Source organism: Jiangella muralis (assembly GCF_001270745.1).
In the GTDB taxonomy this organism is placed as follows: domain Bacteria; phylum Actinomycetota; class Actinomycetes; order Jiangellales; family Jiangellaceae; genus Jiangella; species Jiangella muralis.
On sequence record NZ_KQ434751.1, the window covers coordinates 513313 to 538687 of the forward strand.

The window sequence follows — 25375 nt, forward strand, 5'->3', positions numbered from 1 at the left end:
GCTCAGGCCCGCCGCAGCGGGGCGTCGGCGAGGACGGCGACCGAGTATCCGGCGGCTCGAACGGCGTCGAGCACCCGCTCGACCAGTCCACGCGCCCGCACGTGGGCGAGGTCGTCGGCGCCGAGCTCCACCCGTGCCGACTCGCGCAGGTGCCGCACGCGCAAGTCGCGAAGGCCGAGATCCCGCAGGGCGGCCTCCGCCCGTTCGACGCGCGCGAGGACGTCCACGGTGACCGGCAGGTTGACGGCGACCCGGCTGGCCAGGCACGGTGCGGCCGGTTTGTCCCAGACCGGCAGCCCGAGCGCCCGGGCCAGCGATCGGACCCGGTGCTTGCCGATGCCCGCGGCCGCCAAGGGCGACCGGACGCCCAGTTCCTCCGCCGCCCGCCGTCCTGGCCGGTCGCCGGCGAGTGCGTCGTCGGCGGTGTCGCCGTTGAGCAGCACCTGGCTGCCCGTCGCCTGCACGGCCTCCGCGAACGCGCGGATGTACAGCTCGTGCTTGCAGAAGTAGCAGCGATCGCCGCTGTTGGCGACGTAGCGGGCATCGTCCAGCTCGTGGGTCTCCACCTCGACCAGCGCCACCCCGATCGCGGCGGAGGTCTCACATGCCTGGCGCCGCTCCGACTCCGCCAGGCTCGCACTCACGCCCAGCACGGCGACGACGGCGTCCGGGCCGAGGTGACGGGCGGCCAGCGCCGTGACGACGGACGAGTCGACTCCCCCCGAGAACGCCACCGCGGCGCTGCGGACGGGGCCCAGCTGCGCCGTGAACGCGGCTGTCGCGTCGCGGTCAGGGCCAGAGAGCACGGCGTGCAGCTCGACCACGGTCATGATGCGGTACTCCGGTGACAGCACCGTAGTATGTGACATTCCTCAGAGCGACGGGAGGTCGCCCGGATGCCAGACGCGCCGGACCATCCGGAGGTGGTCGACCTGGGCTGGGCCCGGCTCGACGTCGACCGGGCTTCGCGCACCGGCGATCCCGAGGTGGTGTACGGCCCGGGGAAGACGCCCGGCCAGGTCGTCGGCGCACTTGCCGCGCTGCACACCCGCCATCCGGACCGCGCCGTCCTGGCCACCCGTCTGACCGACGATGCGCGCGCAGCAGTGCGCACGGAGCTTCCCGCCGCCGCGGTCGACGACATCGCGCGCACCGCCGTCCTCGGTGTCGCCCCGCCGGCTCGCGGGCTGGTCCTCGTGGTCGCCGCGGGCACCTCCGACGGGCCGGTCGCCGCCGAGGCCGCGGTGACGGCACACGTGCACGGCGCCGGCGTCGAGCGCATCGACGACGTCGGCGTGGCCGGTGTGCACCGGCTGCTCGCGGTCCGCGATCGGCTCGCGCAGGCCGACTGCCTGATCGTCGTCGCCGGGATGGAGGGCGCCCTTCCGTCCGTTGTCGCCGGGCTGGTCGGCACCCCGCTGGTGGGGGTGCCGACGAGCACCGGGTACGGGGTGGCCGCCGGCGGGGTGACTGCTCTGCACGCCATGCTCAGCTCCTGTGCTCCGGGTGTCGTGGTGACGAACATCGACAACGGGTACGGCGCGGGCGTGCACGCGGCGCGGGTGGCGCGATCGGTCGCGGGCCGCGGGCCGGCCTGATCATCGGGGCCACCCCCCGGGCGACCTCGTGGGCGAGGTCGGCCGGCAGGAAGTGCGCCGTGACCCGATCGCCAGGCGCGTGACGCCGCCAGTCGGCCGCGATCGCCGCGCTAGAACGGGACCTCCTGCCCGACGGAGAACAGCGTCTGCCCCTTCGTCGTCACGGCCGGGTAGTGCAGCATCAGGACCACGCCGTCGCGCGGCGCGTGGATCGGCAGCGGCGACGACACCTGGCTGGAGAAGTCGTGCAGCCGGCCGACGACCTGGCCGGCGCGCACGTCGTCGCCGGGGTCGATGAGCGGCTCCCACACGCCGTCCCGGGGCGCGGGCAGGTAGCCGTCGAGCGTCGCCGCCTCGATGAACCTGGCCGGCGCCGCCCGTTCCGGATCGATCCTGACCACGGGCTCGGCGAGCAGCCGGTAGTGACGCAGGACGTTTCGTACGCCCTCGTAGCCGTGCTGGACCCCGCGGCGGTCGACGGACTCGCCGTAGCCGAACTCCGTCCCGATGGTGATCTTGCCGGCCGCCTCGGCCTCGTCGGTGAGCAGGCCGGACGCCATGTCGCTGGAGTAGATCATCACGAACGCGGTGTCGAACAGCGTCGCCACCTCGGCCATCTCACGGCGCTGCGGGAGGTCGGCGACCGGATGGAACGAGGCCACGTGCGGGAACCGGGTGTCGCGCCCGCCTGAATGGATGTCGACGACGACGCGCACGACCGGGAAGACGCTCGACGTCACGAAGTGAGCGATCCGGTACGAGACGGACCCCGCCGGCTCGCCGGGGAAGGCCCGGTTCATGTTGACGCCGTCCAGCGGCGACCAGCGCGAGTTGGCCGCACAGGCCGACTCGCTGAGCCGCGGGATCAGCACGACCCGGCCGGCGAGCTGGTCGGGGTCGAGATCCCGGCACAGGCCCGCGACCGCGACCTGGCCCTCCCACTCGTTGCCGTGCGTGCCGCCGACGACGAGGACGTTGTCGGCGCTCCTCCCCCGCCGGCCGTTGATCACGGTGAGCGGGACCAGCGAGTAGCCCCAGCTGCCGTCGAGCGGGAAGGCGACCTGGTAGTGGTGCTTCCCCGGCCGGTCCCAGTCGATCTCGGCCGGCTCATGGACGATGGCCGGCTGCTGCTCAGACGACATCGGCGCCGGCCCCCGGTTCCAGCAGGACCTTGCTCGCCGGGTGGCCGGCGAGCAGCCGCTCGTACCAGGCCTGACCGTCCGCGAGCGGGGCCCGCACGACCTCGCCGCGGAACTCGAGGTCGCCCCGTCCGAGCGCGTCGACGGCCGCGGCGAAGTCCGCCGGCGTGTACGCGAAGCTGCCGACGCAGGTCACCTCCCGGCGGATCAGGTCGCGCCACGGCAGCACTGCGTCCGCGTCGTGCAGGCCGACGAAGCACGCGTCGCCGCCGGGCCGCGTTAGCGTGGCGGCGAGCAGCCGCATCGCGCTCGACCCGACGGCGTCGAAGACCGCGTCGACCCCGAGCCCGTCGGTGCGCTCGTGCACGCGGGCGGCCAGTTCCGTAGACGCGTGGCTGAGCCGGACCGCCCCGGTGGCCTCGGCCGCGGCCGCTCGCGCGTCGTTGCGCTCGGTGAACCAGAGCGACCCGACGCCGCGGGCGCGCAGCACCTCGAGGATCAGCAGCCCGATGGGGCCGGCGCCCAGCACCAGGGCCGAGCAGCCCGGCTCGATCCGGGTCAGCCCGACGGCGTGCAGGGCGCACGCGGTGGGCTCGGCGAACACCGTCGCGGCCGGGTCGGCGAGGTGGTCGGCCACGTGCAGCGCGGCGGCTGGGACGACGACGTACTCGGCGTTGCAGCCGTCGACGTGCCCGCCGAGCAGCCGCCGGGACGGGCACAGCTGCGGCGACCCGAGCCGGCAGAGCCGGCACCTCCCGCACGAGAGCAGCGGGTTGGCCGTCACCGTGGCGCCGACGGCGAGGCCACCGCCGGTGGGGACATCCGCGCCGATCGCGGCGACCGAGCCGAGGAACTCGTGACCGAACACCAGACCCGGCCGCCGCAGGCCGTCGGTCCCGGTGAAGCCGGCCAGCTCGGAGCCGCAGATGCCGGCCGCGGTGACGCGGACCAGCACCTCGTCCGGACCCGGGTCGGGCGTCGGCAGCTCCTTGAGGTCGAACCGGTGCACCCGGTCCAGGACCAGCGCTCTCACCTGCACTCCTGTCGTTCGTAGGTTGGCTAGAAGTACACGCGGGCCTGGACGCCGCCGCCGGCGTCAGGCTCCAGCGTCAGGGTCTCGGTGACCGCGTCGTAGTGGCCGGACGACACCGAGCGTGCGCGGCGGCCCGACGGGTGCGGGACGCGCACCTGGACCTCGCGCGGCGCGCGCCGCGGGTCCAGCCGGACCGAGACGTCGACGACGTCGCCGCCCGGGGCGGCGTGGACCGTCACGTCCAGTGGGCCGAAGTAGCTGCGGACGCCGTCGAGCCTGATCCGCTCGCCCGGCGCGAGCCAGGCTCGCGGCACTCCGGGGAGCAGCCGCAGCCGGTCGCCGTCCTCGAGGTAGAGCATCCACCGCGTCTGCATGAGGAACCACGCCTCCTCGTGAGTCTTGTGCGGGCTGGCGTGGAAGTAGTGCTCCCAGAACGAGTAGGTGTCCGGGTCGGCGAGGGTCGCGAAGGTCGTGTAGTAGGACCGCAGGAACGCGTTGACCTCGCCGCGACGCAGGTGGATCAGCGGATGCGGGCTGTAGTACGGCTGGCTCAACGCGGTGTTGTCCTGGTGCAGGATCTCCGCGGCGTACTCCAGCAGCTCGGTGGTGAGCTGCTCCGACGGGTCGAGAACCTCCTGCGCGACCAGCCAGAGCGGGCCGTTCAGCGAGTCCCGGGCGAAGAAGGTGCCGTGGGTGTACCACTTCGAGGCGTCGCGGCGAAGGGCGACCGGGCCGCCGTCGCCGTGCCAGGGCGGTGCGGTGCGCGCCCAGGTCCCGTCGCCGAGCGGAACCAGTGGGGACCGCGCCACCGCGTCGGCGAACGCCGCTCGCACGTCCGTGCGCAACTCGTCGCTCGCGGCCCGCCACGCGCCGCCGCGGCCCGGGTCGACGGCGTCGGCGAGCTCGGCCGCGCGCGACAGTCCGAGAACGGCGTAGCCGTTCAGCATGAACGACGCGAACGGGTCCTCGGGGTCCGAGGTCTTGCCGACCAGCAGACCGAATGGCACGCCGGTCGAGCGCGACCGCTCCCGGTTGCGCAGGATGTAGCCGACGGCCCGGTCGACCTGCGGCAGGACGGTGGCGGCCCAGCCGGCGTCGCGGGTGTAGCGGAAGTGTTCGCCCAGCGACCACAGGGCGGCCTCGGTCTCCAGCATGTAGCCGCCGAAGTTCTGCATGAAGCCGTCGTCGTGCTGCTTGTCCAGGAAGTAGCGCAGCGACCGCTCCGCCAGGTCGGGGCGGCCGGCGGACTCGAAGTACTGGATGATCGGCGCGCTCTCGGAGCCGATCGGGGCGTAGATCCCGATGGTCGGGGCCAGTGTTCTGTCCGGGTCCTCGCCGTAGGTGACGAGGTCGAGGTGCAGCAGGCCCGCGGCGACCATCTCGGTGATCCGGCGCTCGGGCACCTCGATCGTGGCCGCCGCCGAGAGCTTGTCCAGCCAGAACGCCTCGGCGTCGGCCAGCACGGCGTCGAACCCACGGTCACGCAGTGCCGCCGCCCGGTCGGACGAGATCGGCCGGTGCGGCAGCCGGACGTCGAGCATGGTCGAGGCGCCCGGCTGCAGCAGCTCGGCGACCTCTTCGGCCGGAAGCGGCCGGTCGTCCAGCAGTGCCGTGTAGGCGACCCGGCCCGAGCCGAAGACCAGCCCACCCGCGGGATCCAGCGCGCTGTCCAGTGATGCGTCGATCGGCGTCTCGGCGCCGGCCCGATGCGGCTCGGGCGCCTTCAGGAAGGCGTACCGCGGTGCCGCGGTGACGTTGGTGGCGCTCATCCGGACGAACAGCACGAGCTCCTCGTCCGGCGCGTACTCCGCTTCGAGCCGGTCGAACTCACGTTGCTGGGCGTCGGTGAACATGTGCCCCGCGCTGTGACCGTCAGCCAGCAGGAACGGCGTGCCGAGCCCGGTCTCGCCGGCGAGCGGAGTCCGTTCGGGCGCCACGAACGCCGTGAGGTCGTAGCGGATCCCGCCGTCATGCCGGGTGACCTCGAGGACGGGCAGGGTACCGCGGCGCAGCCGGCGCCTCGTCGAGTCGAGCGGGCCGAGCCCGCGCCCCATCATGTAGAGGTAGCGGACCGGCGCCTCGCCGGACTCCGGCAGCGACACCGGCTCGCCGTGCCACTGTGGGGCGATCCAGTCCCAGATCCGTTCCGACGCGTTGCTCGCCCCGATGCCGTTGTACCCCAGGGCGAACAGGCGCTGATCGCGGCCGAGCCCGAGCCACGTCGGCGAGTACAGGCGGCGGCCACGCGCGGCCGCGGCGTCATAGGAGTCCTCGCCCTCGGCCGCGATGGTCTGGAGGGCCGAGCGGCCGGACCGGGCGGCCACGTCCGCGACGATCGCCGCGTAGTCACGATCGTCCCCTGCGGACGTGATCGCGACGGCGAGGACCGGCAGCAGGACCGGATGCTCGCGAGTGACGTGATCGGCCCACACGGCGACGTCGGTGTCGTCGATCCGGAGCCGGACCAGCTCCGTGGGCCGCTCGGCCCAGGACAGCACGGCCCGCGTGCCGTCGAACGACGTCCCGGCAGGTGCGTCCGGTTCCGGGCCGCGGACGTGCCCGGTGACCGGCCGGCCGCTGACAAGGGTGAGCGAGAACAAGGCAGAGACTCCTCGGTGGTCCGGCAGCTACTTGAGGCTGCCGCTGATGGCCAGGCCGTCGCGGATGTGGCGGTTGAAGACGAGGAAGATGATCGTCGTCGGGACGAGCACGACCAGCGAGCCCGCGAGCATGACCGGGAAGTCGGTCGTGTATTGCCCGCGGAAGTAGGTCAGGCCGACCGTGGGTGTCATCTTCTCCGGGGTGTTGAGGTAGATCAGCGGTCCCAGCAGGTCGTTCCAGGACGCGAGGAAGTTCAGGATGGCGAGGATCGCCAGCGGCCCGCGGACCAGCGGCAGGTAGACCCGGAAGATGGTCCCGGGCACGGAGCAGCCGTCGAGGACGGCCGCCTCGTAGAACTCGTGCGGGACGCTCATCAGATGCTGTCGCAGGAAGAACACCGCGAACGCGCTGCCGGTGCAGAGCGGGAGGATGAGCGCCCACGGCGTGTCGACCAGACCGGCTGCGCGGATGATCGTGTACAGCGGGATCAGCGTGACCGTGCTGGGCACCAGCATCGTGAACAGCACGACACCGAACAGCGGTTCCCGCCCGGCGAACCGGAGCTTGGCGAAGCAGAACGCACCGACGAGGCTGGCCACCAGGCCGCCGAGCGTCCCGAGGACGGCGATGAACAACCCGTTGAGGATCATCCTCGCCATCGGGATCTCGTCGAACACCCGGACGTAGTTCGAGAAGGTGAGCTCGGTCGGCAGCACCGAGGTGGAGCTCAGGTAGTCGGCGTTCGTCCGGAGCGAGGTCAGCGCCGCGACGACGAACGGCCCGAGGATCACCACCACGGCCAGGACGAGGACGGCGTACTCCCAGCCGCGGGCGCGGCCGTGGGTCCGGCGGCCACGGCGCGCGGGCGGGACGGACGTGACGGCGGCGGGCCGCCGGTCGAGTTCAACGCTCATAGGTCACCCACTTGCGCTGGAACCACAGCTGAGCGCCGGTGGCCGTGAGGAGGATGAGGATCAGGAACGCCGACAGCGCCGCCGAGTACCCCATCTCGAAGCCGGTGAACGCGCGCTCGTAGATGTAGCTCATGATCGTCAGGGTCGAGTCCATCGGACCGGCCAGGATGAAGACCTCGCCGAAGGTCTGCAGCGCCGCGATGATCCCCGTGACGACGACGAAGAACGTCGTCGGCGTCAGCAGCGGGAAGGTGATGGACCAGAACTGCCGCCACGCCGAGGCGCCGTCGAGCCGGCTGGCCTCGTAGTACTCGGCCGGGATCGACTGCAGCCCGGCGAGGAAGAGCAGCGCGACGTAGCCCACGCCACCCCAGATGATCATGACGTTGACCGACGTCAGCGCGTGGTCGGGCGACATCCACTTCACCGTGCCGAGCCCCAGTGCGCCGAGCCACGAGTTGAGCAGGCCGTTCGGGTCGTACAGGTAGACCCAGAGGAACGCGACCGCCACGACCGAGCAGCTGGTCGGGAAGAACAGGGCGAGACGGAAGAAGCTGCTCAGCCGGGCGACGCGGGACAGCAGGATGGCCAGGCCCAGGCCGATGGCCACCTTCGCCGGCACCGTCACCGCCACGATCTCGACCGTGTTGCGCAGCGCCGTCCAGAACCGCTCGTCGTCCAGGATCTCGGCGAAGTTCGCGGTGCCGACCCAGGCCGGGTCGGAGATGAGGTTCCAGTCCGTGAAGCCGAGCGCCAGCCCGTACACCGCCGAGAAGTAGACCAGGACGAGGCCGACCGTCACCGGCAGCAGCAGGACCGGCAGCCACTTCGCGGCGCCGGGGGTGACCCGCCGCGGCCGGCGCACCGGGCGGGTCTGCGACAGCGTGGCCATCAGTCAGTGCTGTCCAGCGCGGACTGGACCTTGGCGTTGAGGTCGGCCAGGATGCCGGGGATGTCGGAGCCGGGGTCGGACATGATCGCGTAGTTCGCGTCGGCCTCCAGCCGCTCGAGCTCCGCGAACGCCGGCACGAACGTCCAGCCGGTGCCGTTCTCCGTCGCCTCGTCGATGAAGTACTCGTAGTGCGCCGGCTTCAGCGCCGCCTCGGACGCGATCCGCTCGGCGTCCTTGAGGTAGTCGTTGAGGACCGGCGCGCCGGTGGCCGCGATGAGCGTCTGCGCGTCGCGGTGGAAGACGGCGTACTGGACGAAGGCGGTGGCGGCGGCCAGGTTCCTGCTCTTCGCGTAGACCGCGATGTGGTCCGGGCCGGCGTAGTTCTTCGCGGGCCGCTCGCCGCCCGGGTTCGGCAGGATGTCCCAGTCGAACGCCGTGATGCCCTCGCGGTAGGTCGGGTTGCTCCAGCTGCCGGCGAAGGCCATCCGCACCTGACCGCTGGCGAACGCGTCCTGCTGCGTCGACAGCACGTCCGGCCCGGGCGAGACCTTGTGCACGTGGACGAGGTCACGCAGGAACGACTTGTGCGCGATCATCTCCGCGGCGTCGTAGGTGGCGGTCAGGCCGTCCGCCGACACCGGAGACGCGCCGAAGGTGCTGGCGATGGACGTCTCCCCCGACACCCCGGGCACGTGCAGGCCGAAGGCGTCGTCGGTGGTCAGCTTCTTCGCCGCGGCGACGAGGTCGTCCAGGCTCCAGGTGTCCGGCCGCTCGATCCCGGCCTCGGCCAGGGCGGTCAGATTCCCGTACAACGAGTGCCCGACGAACCGCCAGGGCAGGGCGAACTGCTCCTCGGTGCCGTCGACGGCCGCCCGTCCGTAACCGGTGAGCGACGCCGGCACCTGGCCGATGTCGCCGGAGACCGCCTCGGTCAGCGGCGCGAGCAGGCCGGACGGCCCCCAGATCGACGACTGGAACTGCATGCCGAGGACGTCGGGCGCGTTGCCGCTGGCGAACTGCGTGTTGAGCTTGGTGTAGTACTGGTCGTACTCCAGCGGCTCGAACTTGACGCTGACGTCGGGGTGCACCGCTGCGAAGCCGGCGATGACGTCCTCCCACATCTCGATGTCACCGGACCCGAACCAGATGGAGAACCGGATCTCACCGGCGATCTCGCCGTCGGACGTGTTCGACTCGGCCGACGACCGGTTGCAGCCGCCCAGCACCGCGAGGGCCGAAACGCCGAGCCCGGCCCCGAGCAGGGCGCGTCGCGTGATTGCCATGGTGTACTCCTCGATGGGTGATGAGACGCGCCCTAGACCTGGCCGAGTGGCGGCAGGTCGGGACGCGCCGGCGGATAGGCAGGGACCTCGCGGAACGCCTCGGCGAACGCGACGCCGATCTCGGCGCCGCGAGACGCCGACTGCTCCCTCATGAACTCGATGTAGCTCATGCCGAAGATGTGGCTGAGCCAGTCCTTCTGGCTGACGTGAGCGCTGAGCATCTCGGTCTTCAGGTCGATCACGTCGCTGATGTCGATGCGCACGTCGAGGCCCTGCTCCAGGTGCCCGACCGTGTCCATGGTGTAGAGCTTCGGGATCTCGGTCAGCTCCGGAAGCGAGGTCTCGACGAGCCGGACCGCCGCCGGGATGCGCGCGTCCGCGGCGACCTGACCGGACACCCGGTGGTCGGGGTGGTAGTCGCCGGTCGAGTGGGCGATCACGATGTCCGGCCGCGCCTGCCGGTACACGTCGATGAACCTGGTGCGTGTCTCGCGATCGTCGAACAGCCACTCGTCCTCGAAGCCCATCCAGATGAGCTCGGCGCCGATGACGGCGCACGCGGCCAGCGACTCCTGGTGCCGGATCGCCGCGATCTCCGGACGGCTGAGCGTGGTCGAGCCGACGTCGCCGTTCGTGGCGATCGCGACGGTGACCCCATGGCCGGCCCGCGCGTACTTGGCCAGCGTGCCGCCGCAGAGCAGGTCGACGTCGTCGGGGTGGGCGCCGATGGCGAGGATGTTCATGCCGGGATCCCTTCGTCGGCGGCCACGAGGTCGAGTTCCGGTGTGCGGTAGAGGGTCTGTCCCTGGACGCTGATCTCGACCTGCTGGAGATAGGCCGAGATCGTGCGGGGATCCGGGGTCACACCCAGCCCGGGCGCGTCCGGGATCCGTACCAGTCCGTCGGCGTCGACGGAGAGGTGCGTGGTCGTCAGGTCGTACGAGACCGGCTTGGAGTTCACCGGGTACTCGCACAGCGCTTCGGCGCGGTGCCCCGCGAACGGCTGCAGCGACGCGCTCAGCGCCAGGTGCGACGTGAAGGAGTGGTTGAGGAACCGCCGGCCTTGGGCCTGCACGGCATCCGCGACCTCCTTGGCCTCCGTGATGCCGCCGATGCGCCCGGCGTCGATCTGGACGTAGTCGAGGTCGGCATGGGTCATCATCGTGAGCGCCATGGGGACGTTGTGGCACCCCTCACCGCCCGCGACCGCGACACCGGCTCGCTTCGCCACGGCGCCGAACTCGCGGTACGCGTCGTACTCCTCCGCCACGAACGGCTCCTCGATGAAACGGACCCGGAAGTCCTGCAACGCGGCCACCCTGGCCCGTGCGGCGTCCGGCCGGCCGACCCAGGCCATGGCGGCATCGATCAGCAGGTCGGCATCCGGACCGACGCCCTCGCGGGCAGCGGCGAGCTGGTCGATGTCGGCGGCGACGGAGCCCGTCCCGAAGCCCATCCACCCGAACTTGACCGCCCGGAAACCCGATCCGGCCAGCCGCGCGGCCTCCGCCCGGGTCTCCTCCGGCGTCGACCCGAACAGGGTGGACGCGTACGGGGTCTTGGGCGTCGCCGTGCGGACGCCGAGCAGCTCGTGCACGGGCACCTCGTACCGGCGGCCGAGCAGGTCGCACAGGGCGATGTTGATGCCGGAGAGCGTGTGCGCGGCTTGCAGCTGGTCGAACGAGTTGGCCCGGACCAGGGCGGTGATGCGGCGGACGTCGTCGATGCCGTCGATGCGCTGGCCGAGGACGGAGCTGAGCACCGGCTGACACGCGCTGTGCGACCTGGGTGCGATGAGGCTGGCGATCGAGACCAGCGGTGAGGCTTCGCACTCCCCCCAGCCCTCCCAGCCGCCGGCACGCACCCGGACGAGGAGAACGTCCTGGCTCCCGTCGCCGACGTTCTCGACCGTGGGCATCGACAAGTAGTACAAGTCGACGCTGTCTATTGTGGTCACACCGCTCCTCGATCTATGGCCTCACGTGGCAGTTGGGCGTATGGCCAGCGTTACGCTGGGCAGCAAGCTAGGGCCTGACCCGGAGATCTGTCAATCACTTGTATGCGAAGTAGCCGCCAAGTGCCTTGTCGAGCCCGGTAGCTTCCGGCAGGCTTGTCGTACTAGGGTGACGCCATGGGCGACAGAGAGACCACTGACCCGCGGGTGCCGCTGACCAGCGTCGTGTCCGGGCAGCTGCTCCAGCTGCTGCGCGACGAAGGACTGGCCGAAGGCGACTCCATCCCCCCGACCGGCGAGCTGGCGGAACGGTTCGGCGTCTCGCGCACCGTCATCCGCGAGTCGCTGGCCGAGCTGACCGGCCGCGGGCTGATCAGGCGGCAGCAGGGACGCGAGGGCGTCGTCGCGCTTCCCGGGGGCGACCACCTGTCCTCGCTGTTCGAGACACGGGTCAGCTACGACGGCGTCACGTTCGCACAGCTGCAGGACGTGCGCGAGGTGCTCGAGGTGGGTGCCGCGCGCATCGCGGCGCGACACGCGCAGCTTCCCGACATCGCCCGGCTCAGCGACCTCCTGCACGCGATGCGGACCGCCACCGACGACCAGGAGATGCTCGCCGTCGACCTGGAGTTCCACCGTGCCGTCGCCACCACGGCGAACCCGCTGTTCGGGCTGATCCTCGACGGACTCAGCCCGATGCTGATGCAGTCGCGGCTGGCCGTGTGGCAGTCGTACCTGGCACACGGCGGCGACCTCGAAGGCGCGATCGCCCGGCACGCGGCCCTGCGCGACCGCATCGCCGCCCAGGACGAGGAGGGCGCGGCGGCCGCGATGCGCGACGACCTGCAGGACACGCGTGACGGCCTGACGGGGCTCGGGTGAGCGTCGCGGTCGTCACCGGCGCGGCGGGCGGCATCGGCGCCGCGACGGTGCATGCGCTCGCCGCCATCGGCTGGACCGTTGTCGCCGTGGATCGCGACGCGGCCGGTCTCGAGCGGCTGCCGGCCTCCGTGACGAAGGTCGCCGGCGACGTCTCGGCCCCGGCGACGCACGAGGCGGCGGCCGCCCGCGCGGCCACTCTCGGTGCGCTGCGCGGCTGGGTCAACAACGCGGCCGTCCAGGTCAACGGCTCGGCGGCCGAGGTCCGCGAGGAGGACGTCCGCAAGCAGGTCGACGTCAACCTGCTGGGCACCGTCTGGGGCTGCGCCGCGGCGGCCCGGGCCATGACGATGGGCGGCTCACTGGTGTCCGTGGCGTCCATCCACGCGAGCCGCGGCTTCCCGGCGGCCTTCGCCTACGCCGCCACCAAGGGCGCCATCGTGGCCATGACCCGGCAGTTCGCCGTCGACTACGGCCCGCGGGGGTTGCGGGCCAACTCGGTATCGCCCGGCGCCGTCCGCACCCGCATGTGCACACAGGAGTGGGCCGCCGCCGACGACCCTGCCGCCGCACGGGCCGCCGACGAAGGGCTGCACCTGATGCACCGCATGGGCGAGCCCGCGGAGGTGGCCTCGGTCATCGCCTTCCTGCTCTCCGATGACGCTTCGCTGGTCACCGGGCAGGACGTCGTCGTCGACGGCGGCGCCACCGCGCGTCCGCCGCTGCCGGTCGAACGGCGCGCGCAGTGAGCCGCACCCGGCGCGTCCGTCTCGCCTACGGGCGGCATGGACTGGAGGTCGACCTGCCGGCCGACCGCACGGTGGTGGTGGAGCCGCGGTTCGCCGACGGCGCTGCCGACCAGGCGGCCGAGGTCCGCCGCGCCCTGCGCGGTCCGGTTGCCGGACCCGGCCTGCGCGAGCGCCTGATCGCCAAGGGCGCCGGACCCGGCACCACCGTCGCGATCTCGATCTGCGACGGCACCCGGGCCCAGCCCCGGCGCGTCATGGTGCCGGCGATCCTCGACGAGATCTCCGACCTCGTCGACCTCGCGAACGTGGTGGTCCTCGTCGCGACCGGCACGCATCGCGGCAACACCCACGCGGAGCTGCTGGACATGCTGGGCCCCGAGGTGCTGAGCTCCGTCCAGGTCGTCAACCATGACGCCCGCGACGACGCCGGCCTGGCCTGGTGCGGCGTGGCCGGCGCGGGAGTGCCGGTCTGGCTCAACCGCACGTGGGTCGACGCCGACGTCAGGATCACGACCGGTTTCGTCGAGCCGCACTTCTTCGCCGGGTTCTCCGGTGGACCCAAGATGATCGCGCCGGGCCTGGCCGGCCTCGACACCGTCCTCGTGTTGCATGACGCCCGCCGCATCGGCAGCCCGAAGGCCACCTGGGCGATCACCGAAGGGAACCCGGTCCACGACGACGTCCGCGCCATCGCCCGGCTGACCGGCTGCGACTTCGCCGTCGACGTGGTGATGAACCGCGACCACCAGATCATCCAGGCGTTCGGCGGCGACCTGCTCACCAGCCACGCCGTCGCCTGCCGCCGGGCCCGCGAACTGTCGATGGTGCCCGTGCCCGCGCCGTTCGACGTCGTCGTGACGACCGGCTCCGGCTACCCGCTGGACCAGAACCTGTACCAGGCGGTCAAGGGCATGTCGGCCGGGGCCGCGGTCACGAGGCCGGGCGGGCGACTGATCGTCGCCGCCGAGTGCAGCGACGGCTATCCCGACCACGGGTCGTACGTCGACGTCCTCACCGGCGCGGCATCGCCGCAGGCGCTGCTCGACCAGATCGCCGCCCGCGAACGGACCGTTCCCGACCAGTGGCAGGTCCAGGTCCAGGCGCGCACCTGCACCCACGCCAGCGTCGGGGTGCACTGCGCCGGCCTCGGCGCCGACCAGCTCGCGGCCGCCCACCTCGACGCGGTCCCCGACATCGCCGCGGCGGTCGAGCGCGCCCTCCACGACGCCGGACCGGACGCCCGCTGCTGCGTCCTTCCCGAAGGCCCCCAGACGATCGCCTACGTCCGCTCGTAGCGGCCGGCACGACTCATACAGCCGATCGCGCCGGCACACCGAGTGTTCCCAGCTCCAGCCGACAGCTGTCGTACAGGCTGCGACGCCTGCGGCGCCGATCGATCACCCATCCACCCTGGTGGGCGGGTTGCTGCCGAGGTGACGCTGCATCCTCTTCGCGCCGAACGTCGCGAACCTCTCCGATAAGTGGGGATCGTTCGGAGAGATTGTCTCACCTCTGAATCAGACACTTGACGTATAAGTGGCCCTCCTTGAAGGATGTCCGCACAGCCAGATGGATCCCGGCCCAAGGAGGCGGACACCGTCATGGAACTCTCGCGACGCAATCTCTTGCTCAGCACGCTGGCGGTCGGCGGCGCGGCGGCGCTCGACCTCGGCGCCGATCCGCGCCGGGCGGGCGCCGTCGTCCGGACCGCGTCCACTCCCCTGGCGCCGCTGGCGTGGGACATCCAGCTGCGTCCGGTCGCCTCCCGCCGCACCGGCACGACCAACGCCTCCTACGACACGGTCAACGGCCTGTGCACCTTCACCTACACCGCGGCCGGGCAGACCGTCGTCTACACCGTCGACCTGACGTCACCCCAGGTCCAGGACGGACTCATCCAGGTCGGCGTCCGGGTCGACGGACACGCCGCCATCACCGCGGTCGCCGGCGCCGGCACCTACTACCTGCCGCTGACCGGCAGCGAGCTGACACCGGAGGGCCTCGCGGGCGCCGCCGCCACGTCGATGACGACCGCCTTCGCCGGCCAGGTGCTGACCCTGACGTACACCGACAGCCTCGGGGGCATCGACAGCACGAAGACGTTCAGCTTCCAGCTGCTGAACAAGTCGCTGATGATCCGCGCCACCAGCAGCAGCACCCGCGGCCGAGGCGGCTACACCGGCTTCGGGACCGGCCGGGCCGTCACCTCCGCGAGCCTGTCGCAGCACACGTCGGTCTTCGTCGAGGAGGTCGCGGTAGCCCTGGTCGACCAGGCCTACTTCCTCTCCGCCTACGTCGACAAGGCGAAGACCGGTGGGACGCTCCTCGACAACGCCCCGGCCGTCGCGTCCGGTCAGGCCACGCACGGCATGGTCGCCCACTACGAACTCAACTCCGCAGGCGAGACGAACCAGCTCGACGAGACGATGTACGTCACCGCCTCGACCGAGTTGCTCGACTGCGTGTACCTGACCAACGCCACGAAGTCGGCGTACCGCGACTCGCTGGACGGCCTGGTCATCTACGACACCTGGGAGTACCGGCCGTCGTACCAGGAGCGCAAACGGCACTACCGGATGCTCCGCGAGCGGTTCGGGATCGACGACATGCTGCTGATCGATCACCGGTGGCAACGCGACACGCTCGACATCTCCAACCCCGCCCACTATCCCGCGTCGACGACCTGGGGCTCGGCGAAGAGCTTCGCCGACTACCTCGGCACCGTGCACGGCCTGACCTGGACGGTCGCGCTGCACGAGGATTACTGGTTCATGTACCCCTCGCCGACCAATCAGTACTGGAACGTGCCCGGCGTGGAGGACAAGCTCGCGCAGGACGCCAACGGCATTCTGCGCTACGGCTGGCTGACGACGTCCTACGCCAACAAGTCCGACCAGATGCTCGAGTACGCCGAGATCGAGTCGGCGCTGATCAAGGCCAACTACCTGACCGGCAGCGCCTTCCTCGACGTGAACGGCGGCGTGGACCCGTCGGTGATGAACCAGGTGACGCTGAATGCCGGCAGCTCGACGTCGCGCACGCTCGCGCAGGTCGTCGCCGACAACGTCGCCCTCTTCGAGGGCATGAAGACCATCTATCAGGGCCCGATCATGTCGGAGGGCGCACAGGGCTCGAGAGCATTCGGCTCGGCCTACGCGGGCCACGTCGACGCGACCGAACGAGAGATCACCGGTCTGCGAAACGGCCGGGTCATGCCCGACTACGAGCTGCGGCACATCCGGCCGCTCCAGGCCAACCAGGGCATGGGCTACCCGTGGCGGTTCGACCCGGACGCCGCCCGCGTCAGGTACGAGCTGAGCGGCGCCGGCACGGGCACCGGCGTACCGAACCTCGCGAAGCTCTCCACCGGCGCCGTCGGCGATCACGGGGTCTACTACTTCGCCGCCACCGGCTCCGGCGCCGGCACCACTCTCACCCTGATGTCCCGGGCGACCGATCCGGCGATGGGCGGCGAGTACTGGTATCACGACGACGGCGGCGGACGGCGTTCGCTGGTCGCACCGCTGCTGTACCCGGGCATCGGGGTCGCGGACCCGGGCAGCACCACCTACCCGGTCATCGGGTTCAGGGCGCCCGAGTCCGGGTGGCTGGTCGCCCGGTTCAGCGCGACCGCCTACCCACAGCCGGGGTCGGACGGTTTCACCCTGACCATGTGCCACAACGGGTTCGGACCCGATCATGAGGTGCCGAAGGACGCCGGCGACGAGCACTGGGTCAAGGTCCTCGAAGGGGACCTGATCTACCTCGTCTTCCGGACGAACGGCGCGACCGTGACCGGCGACCGGTGCGGCTACTACGCCTGGGTCGCCTACGCCGACGTCGAGCAGCCCGCGGTGTTCGCCCCGGTGACGAACACCAACTACCAACTGTGCGGCTCCGACCCGGCCACGGCGCCGACCAACCTGGCACAGCTCGGTTCCGGCCTGCAGGACGACAACGGGCTGCGGTACTTCGCCGCCGAGGGATCGGGCGGCGCGACCCGCCTCACCAAGCTCCGGCTCGCCTACGATGCGGATCTCGGCGGCGAGTACTGGGCCGACACCGACGGCGACACCGCCGTGAGCATCGCCCCGCTCATGCACACCAGCGTCGGCGTCGCCCACGCCACCGCGGGACGGTACCCGGTCGCGGCCTTCCGGGCACCCGCGTCGGGAACCCTCTTCCTCGGCTTCACCGCCACCGAGTACGTCGGCGCCGGTTCCGACGGGTTCACGGTCGAGGTGTTCCAGAACGGCTTCGCCGCCGCGAACCGGATGACCGCCGGCCAGCCGGGTCAGTACTGGATCTGTGTGGAGGAGGACGACCTCGTCTACTTCTCCTTCCGGCCCGACGGCGCGCTCGTCGCCGGCGACCACGTCGGCTACTACGCCTACCTCTCCTACACGGAGCAGACGGCATCCCGTCGCTGGCAACCACACACGCACGCCACGCCGCCCGGAACCGTCGTCAACTGCCAGACCACGCTGCCCCAGCCGCTGCCCGCCGGCGCCGTACTGGAGGTCGACCCGGGCTTCTCCTTCGACTTCGACCGCTACAACTCGATGGCCATCGCGTACGGGCACACCGCCTTCATCGGCGAGTTGCACCACGGCATGGTCGAGCAGCAGGTCAACGCCTACTTCATGTTCCGCGCGCTGCAACCGCAATACCTCGATACGGGTGTGACGGTCAGTGCGATCACCTACTTCGCCACGAACGGCTCCTCGTTCGACGTCAACACGGCGATCAAGAACGGCTACGACTTCACCAAGGCGCGGCTGTACATCGAATACTCCAACGGCCTGAAGCTCCACCTCAACTTCTCCGACGCCAACTGGTCGGTCAACGTCAACGGCACGAACTACGTCCTCGACCGCAACGGCTACGTCGCCGTCAACCCGGTCGCGGCCTTCAGGCAGTTCAGCTGCCTCGTCAACGGCGACCGGGCCGACTATGTGGACTGTGCGACCTACACCTACGCGAACCCGCGCGGGAAGACGGTCGACTTCGGCGGCGGGCTGGTCGTCTCCGAGCAGACCATCCAGTACAAGTAGCCTCTGACCGGCTCAGTCCAGCCAGCGGCCGACGCCACGCACCGTGACCTCGAGCAGTTCTGCCGGATTCTCCGGGTCGGGATAGTAGATGATCATGGTCGTGCCGGCCGGCAGCAGCAGTTTGACGGCTTGTATGCACCCGGCCACGAACTGACGCTGCGCATCAGGTCCGGTGCCTTCGATCGGCACCGCGTCGCAGGCGCCGCCGGGGTTGTTCATGACGAGCCGGAGCGTGTTGTCACGGAGCGCCACTTCTCGGGTGGCGACGCGATAGGCGAGTTGGGTCTCGAGGTGCCACGCCGGGGGTGCCATGGGCACACCGAACGTTTGACCGAACAGGAGCCCGATACGATCCTCGAGGGCCGCGAGGTCGTCGTGCAACCCGCTCTCGACCGTGTATCTCGCCCATTCCTCGAGATCGTCGACCGGTGGCAGACTTGCGATCGGCAGGCCACTCGCATCGAGCACCCGTCCGGACTCGTCGACGATGTAGCCCTGGTTGTTCTCGGGCTTGATCGACTCGCTCAGTCGCTCGAGCCGTCGCGCGGCATCCGCGTAGGGGCAGTCCCCACCGTCCAGAACGCACCCGATCGGAAGGATGCGCAGGAGCGAAGCGGCGAGATCGGTCTCGTGGATCGCGGAGAGGATGGTCCGGTCGGACAGATGCTCCTTCAGGTACATCGTGCCCCAGATCGAGTTGTACTCGGCGAAGCGGAGCTCCTCCGGGACGGTCGACTCGACGAAGGTTCCCTTCCACTGGCTCGAGTACTTGTCCCAGTCGGGATCGGTCAGGTTGAGCGACCCGTTGATGCAGCTCGAGAACTTCCTCCCTGCACCGACAACGCCTCCCCCAAGGACGGACCTGCACTTGTTCAACATGAGATATTGGGAGGCGCCGTTGAGCACGTCCAGCCCGAACAGAGACATGTACTCTTCGGCGAGACGGTGGGTCTCCGTCTCTCGGTCGGCGATTCCTCGTGCCGCGAAGCTGAAGAGTGGGCTCAGGACAAGTGACATGCAGGCGTCTTGGGCCTTGCCGACGAACTGATCCCGGCAGTGCTGGATTCGTTCCTGGGCGTAGCCGTCCGGGTCGTGGAGTATCCCATTGGGGTCATTGAGAAGGCCTTCGACGTAAACGTCGCAGTTGTGGTATCCGGGCAGGTCGTCATCGGGGCCCCACTCGCAGTGGTCTTCCCACGTGGCCTTGAGCGCGGTCAGACGTTGCTCGGCCTCTTCTCGGTAGTAGTCGAACACCTCGGCGGCGATGCGAGCCGCCTCGGACGCGCTGTCACCGGCCCGGATCGCCGCTGCGTACGCGGCGTCGTACGCGGCGAACGCGCTGGCCGCGTCCTGTGCCGCCGCAACAGCCGAGGCGCGGGCCCAACGCGCCGAGAGCGACGCCTGCCGGGCCGACTGCTGGGCCTGCTGGGTCGCGGCGGCAGCGGTACGGACGGACTGCGCGGCTCGTTCCGCGGACGCGGCTGCGTTCTGCGCGTGGGCGACCGCCTGGGTGGCGAACGTCCGCGCCCGGTCCGCCGCCGCACCGGCGTCGTTCGCATAACCGACGGCCTCCTCCGCCGCACCGCGGGCTTCCGCCGCCGCGGCCTGCGCGGTGCGCGCGAGCTCGACGGCGCGCTGCGCGATCTGCGCCGTCTCGATCATCAAGGAGGTGGCGATGTAGTCGTGTGTCGCGGTCGCGTAGTCGCGTTCGGCCGCACGGTGGCGGCCCACCTCCAGGAACTCGACCTGCATCGCCGTCGTGCCGGCGAGAGCTACCTGCGCGCCGTTGCGCACCTCGGTGCCGTAGGAGTCGTCGCCGGCGATCGAGCCGACCCGCGCCCGGATGTCGATCGTGTGGGCGGTGTTGTACGTCGACGCCATGAACACCTCGAGGGCGTCCGGATCCTCCGACCGCAGGGCGTTGTTCGCCGCCGCCTCGGTCTCGGTGTTCCCGGCCGTACGGGCGTCAGCGAGGATCCGTCCGACCTGCTCGCGTTGTTCGGCGGCTCGCTCGGGGTAGTCCGGGTCGTCGAGGAACGCGATGACGTCGGCCCACTCGCCGTCGAGGGCGGTCTCCGCGGCGGCCCTCATGGCCTCGGTGCCGGTGACCATGAGACCCGTCAGGGTGGTGCGGTCGTCCTGCTCCTGTGCGGCGGCGAGCCCGCCCCTGACGAACTCGAGGACACGTACGTCGTCGTCCTCGCCGAGAGCGGCCACGGCCGCCGAACTCGTCCACGTACCCGGCACGGTCGCGAAGTATCGAGCCACTTCCCGCGCCTTGCCGACCGCCACGCCCGGATCGGCCTGCTCGTCGGCGGCCTCGGCAATCAGCGCGTCGATCTCCGGCGTGTAGTACTCGCGCATCGGCACGTCGAAGCCGCGAGCGTCATCCAAGTTGGCCTGCGCGGTTTCCGCGCTGAGGTGCTGGGCGAAGGACACCTCGAGCTCGAGTTCATTCTGGAGTCGTTCGGCGTCGGCCGCACGCGCCGCGGTGTAGACCACCTGGGCGGTCTCCGCCGCATCCAAGGCGTCCCCCGCCGCGACGTAGGCGTTGTCCGCGTGCTGCGTCGCCAGCTCCGCCGCGTTGACAGCACTGCCCGCATGCGCGGCCGCGCTCGCTGCCGCCGCCGCGGCCGCCTCGGCATAGGCGACCGCCCGCGTAGCGGCATCTCGCGCCTTGCCGGCCGCGTCCTGGGCGATGTTCGCCTGCCGTACCGTCTCCGCGGTGGCGCGCCTCGCCTGCTCCGCGCTCGCTGCCGCACGCGCGGCGGCGGCGAACGCGGCCCGAGCCTCAGCGCTCGACACTCCTGCGTAGTGGCCGGCGGCCTCGGCCGCGCGTCCGGCGGCCGCGGTGTTCGTCCTCGCCGACTCGGCGGCGGCGACCGCGATCAACGCCTGATCGGTCACAGCGATGATCTGGGTGATGGGTGAGATCCAGGCCGCGATCTCCGGACCGATCTGCTGCATGTTCCGGTTGAGGGCCTCCGCCGTAGCAGCGGCATCCGCGTCCAGCTCGGCCGCTGCCGCGGCCGCCCACGCCTCGTCCGACTTCGTGTGCGCTCGCGCCGCGGCGGTCGCCGCGCGTCCGGCTGCCCCCGCTGCGGCGCGCGCTGCGTCCGCCGCTGCCCGCGCGGCTTGGACGGCGACGCTGCAGGCCGCCGCGGCGCGGTCGGCGGCCTCGGCCGCACGTTGGGCCTGACGTTTCGCCTCCGCCGACTCCGCGCCGGCCAGCCCGGCGAGCCGTTCCGCCTCCAGCGCCTCGTTCTTGGCCGCCAGGGACTCGGCCTTCGCCCGCTCGGCCTGCGCCACCGCGGAGATCGTCTCGAACGCCGCCCGGCGCGTCGCCTCCGTGGCGCTCGTCCGCAGATCGGTCAAGGTCTGGCTCTCGTTGTCCCGGGCCTGCGCCACGCCCCAGTCGATCTGGACGAAGCGTTCCTGCATCTCCAGACTGCCGTCCTGGAGCGCCCGGTTCGCCGCGGCCTGCACCTGCGGCCCGCCGTCGGCCATCGCCCGATTGACGACGACCCGCAGGTCCATCCGGTACGGAACGCGCCAGCCCGACTCGATGAACTGCCCCATTGCTTCCCGGGAGCCGTTGCGCAGCACCGCGTTCGCGGCAGCCCGGACCTCCGGCCCAGCGGCTGCCCTCATCTGGTTCACGCTGGCGCGCAGGTCGATTTCCCGGGCAGTCTCCCAGCCACCGCCGAGGAACGCCGTCACGGCGCCGTCGTCCCCGACCAAGGCCGCGTTGGCCGCGGCAGCGACCTCAGGACCGCCATGGGCCTTGATGCGGCCGACCTGTTCACGATCGTCCTGCGCCAGGAGCCGGGGAAGCCGGTCCAGAAGGGCGCAGATCGCCGTCTCGTCCCCGAGCAGAGCCTCCTCCGCGGCCGGACGGACGTTCAGCCCGCCCGTGGCCCACGCTTCCAGGACCACCTGACGTTCGCATGCCGGGGCCTCGGGTGGATCGGCCTCCGTCGCCGCGGCCCGTGTTTCACCCATCGGGCTGCCCGCCAGAAGCAGCGTGAGCATCACGCCGAGCACACCGGTCGTCTGCCATCGGGCCCTGTCGCGCAAGGCGCGAATCGCATTCATCGCAGTCACTCCGCCCTTCAGTCGATGGTTTCCGGATGATGGACCGGACGGCCGGCCGGATCTCACCTGCGGCCGGCCGTCCCGTCCTCAGCCGACGACCCGCAGTTCCAGCAGGGTCTCGTTGCAGATGTCGGGATAGTCCGGGTGATTCTGATCGCAGGTCGTGTCCGTATGCCCGAACTGCTCGCTCTCGTCCCGCTCGACGAGCTTGGTCCGCTCCTCGCCCGTCGTCAGGTTCACCACGGTGGCGTCCAGGTCATGGCCGGCCCCCGGCGCGCGGCTGTCGCCCTGGACCTCGAAGACGTTCGGGATCCGAAGCTTCACGTACCCCGTCGGCCTGAGGACCTTGAAGCACACCGCCGTCACGCCGAGGTGCGGCTCGCCGACCTCCGTGTCGCCGTTCAACAAGCGCGGGAACACCTTGATCACGCCGACCCCGCCCTGCGGGGTGGTCGTGCACGAGACCCAGATGATCCCGCCGTTCCCGGAGAGCAGCTCGAAGTTCAGGGCCTCGGCCTCGTCCGCGCCCCAATCGTCCCAGCCGGACGTCCCTGCGAACTCGTGCTGGAAGTCCACGGGATAGGCGAAGTTCTCCACGATCGAGTCGCTGCCGGTCGGCCGGGTGACCGTGACGGGAGCGTCACCAGGTTCGGCCTGGCGTCCGATCACCCATGCCATTCGCGAACCCGGGCGGTAGGCGACGAGATCGGTGGGCGAGCCCCGGCGGTTGTTGTCATAGGCGATCAGCCTGTCCCGGGCATCCCTCATGTCGTAGCTGCCGATTCCGTAGCCGGCATACACCGCAGGGCCTACTTCCCCGCGACCGTCGGCGTGACGCAGCCAAGGCCGTATATGCACCCAGCGTCCGCCGGGCGAGTAGAACACCAGGTGGTCCATGAGCCCGGATCCGTCGTAGTCGTAGGCGATCAGCTGGACGGTTCGCCGTCCCGTGATGAGATGGTTGGGCCGGTCCCGGAACACCGAACGGTACGTTCCGTCGGCCGCCCGCTCGATCACCCGATAGGTAGCGCTCTCGCTGTCTGCGGGATCCCACCCCGGCCGGGAAGCCACGAGGCAGTCTCGACGCCCTGAATGGTGGCAGTCGAACGCGATCATCCGGTCCCGCGCCTGACGGAAATCAAGGCCGCCGATCCCCCCGTCCGCACTGGCGTAGACGTCGGGCCCGAGCTCCCACGAGTCGGCGGCGACATCGAAGACCCAGGAGACGATCGCGACCGACCCGGCACCGGGCCGGTAGAACACGAGGTGCTCCCCCACGCCTGATCCGTTGTCGCCCACGGCCATCATCTGGTCGTCCGTCGAGTCCAGCCGACCCACCTTGTGGCGAAAGACCAGTTGGTACCCGCCGCGCGGATCACGCTCGAAGACGCTGTACGAACCGCTCTCACTATCCGTGCTGACCAGACCCGGGCGGTAGACCACGATGCAGTCCTGCCGACCGGACCGATGGCAGTCGAACGCGAACACCTTGTCGCGAGCCTGGCCGAGCAGCACGGTTCCCTGCGCCGGCGTCGCCCCGATGCCGACATCGCGGTTCCGGAACACCGACTCGAACGACCCGTCGGCGCGACGCTTGACCACCCAGTACTTCTTCGCACCGGGGCGGTAGATCAGCAGATGATCCTGCCTCCCGGTGCCCTCGTAGTCGACGGCGATCATCTGATCGTTGCTGTCACCGAGGTCGTAGCCGCCGATGCCGTCGAGGCGTCCGTCGCCGTCCCCGTCCGCCGCGACGTACGACGGCGAGAACGTGGTGGCGTACCAGACCACGTTCCGGTCGATCCAGCCCGCCAAGACGTCGGCGCGGGCCGCCCGCGCCGACCGCTCCCCCGCGCTCGGAGGCACGAGGCAACCATTCCTCGCCGAGCCGACCAGGACACCGACGATCTGCACCACGCCGCCCACCGACCGGGTGACCGGCGCGCCGGCGTCGCCTTCGCATGCCCCCGCCGACGACTCGGCGGGAGCACTCACCACGAGCGACACCTCCGAGACCTCGCTCGCGGTCACACTCGCAACCTGCACACCCGGCGCCCACACGGTGTCGGTCCGGCCGAAGCCGCTGATCGTCAGCGCCTCGCCGGCCGACGCAGGACCGCCGGCGATCGGCCACGGCGTGATGTCCACGCCCAGCGTCAACCGCGCCAGCGCCACGTCCTGGTCCGGATGCGGCACGATCCAGTCCACACCGCGCACCCACCCGTCCGCCGTCGACGGCTCCGGCCGTCCCACTGTGGCCGTCGTGCCCGCAGGCGCCGCACCGGTGCGCACCTCGCCGGAACCACCGCTGAAGCAGGACGCCGCGGTGAGCACCCACTGCGGCGCGACCAGCGCCCCGGAGCAGGCCCGCTCCTCGCCCACCTCGATCCGTACCACCTGCCGGACCCCGTCCGGGTTCACCGCTCCGCCGCCGGTCACCGCCGGCGCCGGGAGGACGACAACAGCCCAGACGAGCGCCGACGCGATGATCGCCGCGCACACGCCTCGCAGCCGCGGGCCCTTGAGATCACTGATGTCCGCCATGCCAGCCTCTTCTCAGCACACCAGAACCGTCACTCTGGAGAGTCCCTCCAGCCGGCCCAAACGATCACAGCCGGCCGCTTCACCGCGGCTCCATGCCAGCGTCACCGCACGTCAGCGGACATTTCCGCGCAAATCGGGCACGCGTGGGCCAGGTCCAGGCGGGTAGTTGACGGCTGTCGGAGCAGCCCCAGAATGGTGGCGCGATACGACACGCCCTAGTCTCACGTCGAGGAGAGTTCAATGAACACCACCGTCACCGACGAGCAGATCCGGGATCTGGCGGCAACGGCGAAGCCCTACAGCCTGGCGGTGCTTCGGTGGGGTCCGCAGCGGCACATGGACGGTGCCGAAGCGATCGAACTGGAGCACCAGCGACGCATGGTGTCGCTGCGCGCCGACGGAGTGATCGCGATCCTGTGCCCGATCGCCTCCGACACCATGGCCGGCGTGGCGATCATGAACGTGCCGGCCGACGAAGCCGAGGACATCATGGCCGCGGACCCCTGCGTCCGGGCCGGGATGATCCACAGCGAGATCTACCCGTGCCACGGCTTCCCCGGAGACACCCTCCCCGCGTAGGGCGAGCCCTGACCAGGACGGACCGCGGCGACCACGGGTGGAGCAAGGCGAGGTGGCGGCC

Annotated in this window: 17 protein-coding genes; 6 read left to right on the forward strand and 11 right to left on the reverse strand. The window is 70.8% G+C overall.

Going from position 1 to position 25375, the window contains the following annotated elements; translation table 11 throughout:
* Nucleotides 1–2: 2 nt before the first annotated feature.
* Nucleotides 3–830 (reverse strand): ATP-dependent sacrificial sulfur transferase LarE, encoded by an 828-nt coding sequence (gene larE, locus ACW62_RS02350; RefSeq protein WP_169791969.1) that lies wholly within the window; start codon nucleotides 828–830, stop codon nucleotides 3–5.
* A gap of 66 nt (nucleotides 831–896) precedes the next feature.
* Between larE and larB the strand changes: the two genes are divergently transcribed.
* Nucleotides 897–1598, forward strand: coding sequence for a nickel pincer cofactor biosynthesis protein LarB (gene larB, locus ACW62_RS02355; protein ID WP_053202442.1), 702 nt, complete (start codon nucleotides 897–899; stop codon nucleotides 1596–1598).
* Nucleotides 1599–1708: 110 nt separating this feature from the next.
* Here larB and ACW62_RS02360 read toward each other — a convergent pair whose 3' ends face one another.
* From ACW62_RS02360 to ACW62_RS02395, 8 genes are read right to left on the reverse strand one after another with little or no spacing between them, the layout of a single operon-like run.
* Nucleotides 1709–2740: a succinylglutamate desuccinylase/aspartoacylase domain-containing protein gene (locus tag ACW62_RS02360; protein ID WP_053202443.1), complete on the reverse strand. Its 1032-nt coding sequence runs from the start codon at nucleotides 2738–2740 to the stop codon at nucleotides 1709–1711.
* Complete coding sequence (locus ACW62_RS02365; RefSeq protein ID WP_169791970.1) at nucleotides 2730–3770, reverse strand: alcohol dehydrogenase catalytic domain-containing protein; 1041 nt, start codon at nucleotides 3768–3770, stop codon at nucleotides 2730–2732. The genes ACW62_RS02360 and ACW62_RS02365 overlap by 11 nt, the downstream gene beginning before the upstream one ends.
* A 26-nt stretch (nucleotides 3771–3796) precedes the next feature.
* Nucleotides 3797–6370, reverse strand: coding sequence for a hypothetical protein (locus ACW62_RS02370; protein WP_053202445.1), 2574 nt, complete (start codon nucleotides 6368–6370; stop codon nucleotides 3797–3799).
* A gap of 27 nt (nucleotides 6371–6397) precedes the next feature.
* Entirely contained in the window at nucleotides 6398–7285 is an 888-nt protein-coding gene (locus tag ACW62_RS02375) for a carbohydrate ABC transporter permease (protein WP_053202446.1), read from the reverse strand.
* Nucleotides 7275–8177, reverse strand: a complete 903-nt coding sequence (locus tag ACW62_RS02380) for a carbohydrate ABC transporter permease (protein ID WP_053202447.1) — start codon at nucleotides 8175–8177, stop codon at nucleotides 7275–7277. The genes ACW62_RS02375 and ACW62_RS02380 overlap by 11 nt, the downstream gene beginning before the upstream one ends.
* Nucleotides 8177–9460, reverse strand: a complete 1284-nt coding sequence (locus ACW62_RS02385) for an ABC transporter substrate-binding protein (RefSeq protein WP_053202448.1) — start codon at nucleotides 9458–9460, stop codon at nucleotides 8177–8179. The genes ACW62_RS02380 and ACW62_RS02385 overlap by 1 nt, the downstream gene beginning before the upstream one ends.
* Nucleotides 9461–9492: 32 nt before the next feature.
* The gene (locus tag ACW62_RS02390; protein ID WP_053202449.1) at nucleotides 9493–10203 is read right to left on the reverse strand and encodes a PIG-L deacetylase family protein; all 711 of its coding nucleotides are present in this window, start codon (nucleotides 10201–10203) and stop codon (nucleotides 9493–9495) included.
* A complete protein-coding gene (locus ACW62_RS02395; protein WP_053202450.1) occupies nucleotides 10200–11378 on the reverse strand; it encodes a mandelate racemase/muconate lactonizing enzyme family protein in 1179 nt (392 codons plus the stop codon). Before ACW62_RS02395 ends, ACW62_RS02390 begins: the two co-directional genes overlap by 4 nt.
* A 213-nt stretch (nucleotides 11379–11591) precedes the next feature.
* Between ACW62_RS02395 and ACW62_RS02400 the strand changes: the two genes are divergently transcribed.
* The 4 genes from ACW62_RS02400 (at nucleotide 11592) to ACW62_RS02415 (ending at nucleotide 18096) form a co-directional block, all read left to right on the forward strand.
* The gene (locus tag ACW62_RS02400) at nucleotides 11592–12296 is read left to right on the forward strand and encodes a FadR/GntR family transcriptional regulator (protein ID WP_083459058.1); all 705 of its coding nucleotides are present in this window, start codon (nucleotides 11592–11594) and stop codon (nucleotides 12294–12296) included.
* The gene (locus ACW62_RS02405; RefSeq protein ID WP_053202452.1) at nucleotides 12293–13042 is read left to right on the forward strand and encodes an SDR family NAD(P)-dependent oxidoreductase; all 750 of its coding nucleotides are present in this window, start codon (nucleotides 12293–12295) and stop codon (nucleotides 13040–13042) included. The genes ACW62_RS02400 and ACW62_RS02405 overlap by 4 nt, the downstream gene beginning before the upstream one ends.
* A complete protein-coding gene (gene larA, locus ACW62_RS02410; protein WP_053202453.1) occupies nucleotides 13039–14337 on the forward strand; it encodes a nickel-dependent lactate racemase in 1299 nt (432 codons plus the stop codon). Before ACW62_RS02405 ends, larA begins: the two co-directional genes overlap by 4 nt.
* Nucleotides 14338–14643: 306 nt before the next feature.
* Entirely contained in the window at nucleotides 14644–18096 is a 3453-nt protein-coding gene (locus tag ACW62_RS02415; RefSeq protein ID WP_053202454.1) for a hypothetical protein, read from the forward strand.
* Nucleotides 18097–18108: 12 nt separating this feature from the next.
* Here ACW62_RS02415 and ACW62_RS02420 read toward each other — a convergent pair whose 3' ends face one another.
* The gene (locus ACW62_RS02420; protein WP_157574297.1) at nucleotides 18109–22191 is read right to left on the reverse strand and encodes a DddA-like double-stranded DNA deaminase toxin; all 4083 of its coding nucleotides are present in this window, start codon (nucleotides 22189–22191) and stop codon (nucleotides 18109–18111) included.
* An 87-nt stretch (nucleotides 22192–22278) separates the two neighbouring features.
* Nucleotides 22279–24735: a trypsin-like serine protease gene (locus ACW62_RS02425; protein ID WP_053202456.1), complete on the reverse strand. Its 2457-nt coding sequence runs from the start codon at nucleotides 24733–24735 to the stop codon at nucleotides 22279–22281.
* Between the two features lie 240 nt (nucleotides 24736–24975).
* Here ACW62_RS02425 and ACW62_RS02430 point away from each other — a divergent pair, with 240 nt between their 5' ends.
* Nucleotides 24976–25314, forward strand: coding sequence for a YciI family protein (locus ACW62_RS02430; protein WP_053202457.1), 339 nt, complete (start codon nucleotides 24976–24978; stop codon nucleotides 25312–25314).
* Nucleotides 25315–25375 lie beyond the last annotated feature (61 nt).

Bases quoted from the DNA above. Each gene is read 5' to 3' on its own strand.
- ACW62_RS02360 (WP_053202443.1), bottom strand. From the start codon at position 2,740: ATGTCGTCTGAGCAGCAGCCGGCCATCGTCCATGAGCCGGCCGAGATC.
- larE (WP_169791969.1), bottom strand. From the start codon at position 830: ATGACCGTGGTCGAGCTGCACGCCGTGCTCTCTGGCCCTGACCGCGAC.
- ACW62_RS02400 (WP_083459058.1), top strand. From the start codon at position 11,592: ATGGGCGACAGAGAGACCACTGACCCGCGGGTGCCGCTGACCAGCGTC.
- ACW62_RS02385 (WP_053202448.1), bottom strand. From the start codon at position 9,460: ATGGCAATCACGCGACGCGCCCTGCTCGGGGCCGGGCTCGGCGTTTCG.
- ACW62_RS02415 (WP_053202454.1), top strand. From the start codon at position 14,644: ATGGAACTCTCGCGACGCAATCTCTTGCTCAGCACGCTGGCGGTCGGC.
- ACW62_RS02420 (WP_157574297.1), bottom strand. From the start codon at position 22,191: ATGAATGCGATTCGCGCCTTGCGCGACAGGGCCCGATGGCAGACGACC.
- ACW62_RS02380 (WP_053202447.1), bottom strand. From the start codon at position 8,177: ATGGCCACGCTGTCGCAGACCCGCCCGGTGCGCCGGCCGCGGCGGGTC.
- ACW62_RS02395 (WP_053202450.1), bottom strand. From the start codon at position 11,378: ATGCCCACGGTCGAGAACGTCGGCGACGGGAGCCAGGACGTTCTCCTC.
- larB (WP_053202442.1), top strand. From the start codon at position 897: ATGCCAGACGCGCCGGACCATCCGGAGGTGGTCGACCTGGGCTGGGCC.
- ACW62_RS02425 (WP_053202456.1), bottom strand. From the start codon at position 24,735: ATGGCGGACATCAGTGATCTCAAGGGCCCGCGGCTGCGAGGCGTGTGC.
- ACW62_RS02375 (WP_053202446.1), bottom strand. From the start codon at position 7,285: ATGAGCGTTGAACTCGACCGGCGGCCCGCCGCCGTCACGTCCGTCCCG.
- ACW62_RS02430 (WP_053202457.1), top strand. From the start codon at position 24,976: ATGAACACCACCGTCACCGACGAGCAGATCCGGGATCTGGCGGCAACG.
- ACW62_RS02390 (WP_053202449.1), bottom strand. From the start codon at position 10,203: ATGAACATCCTCGCCATCGGCGCCCACCCCGACGACGTCGACCTGCTC.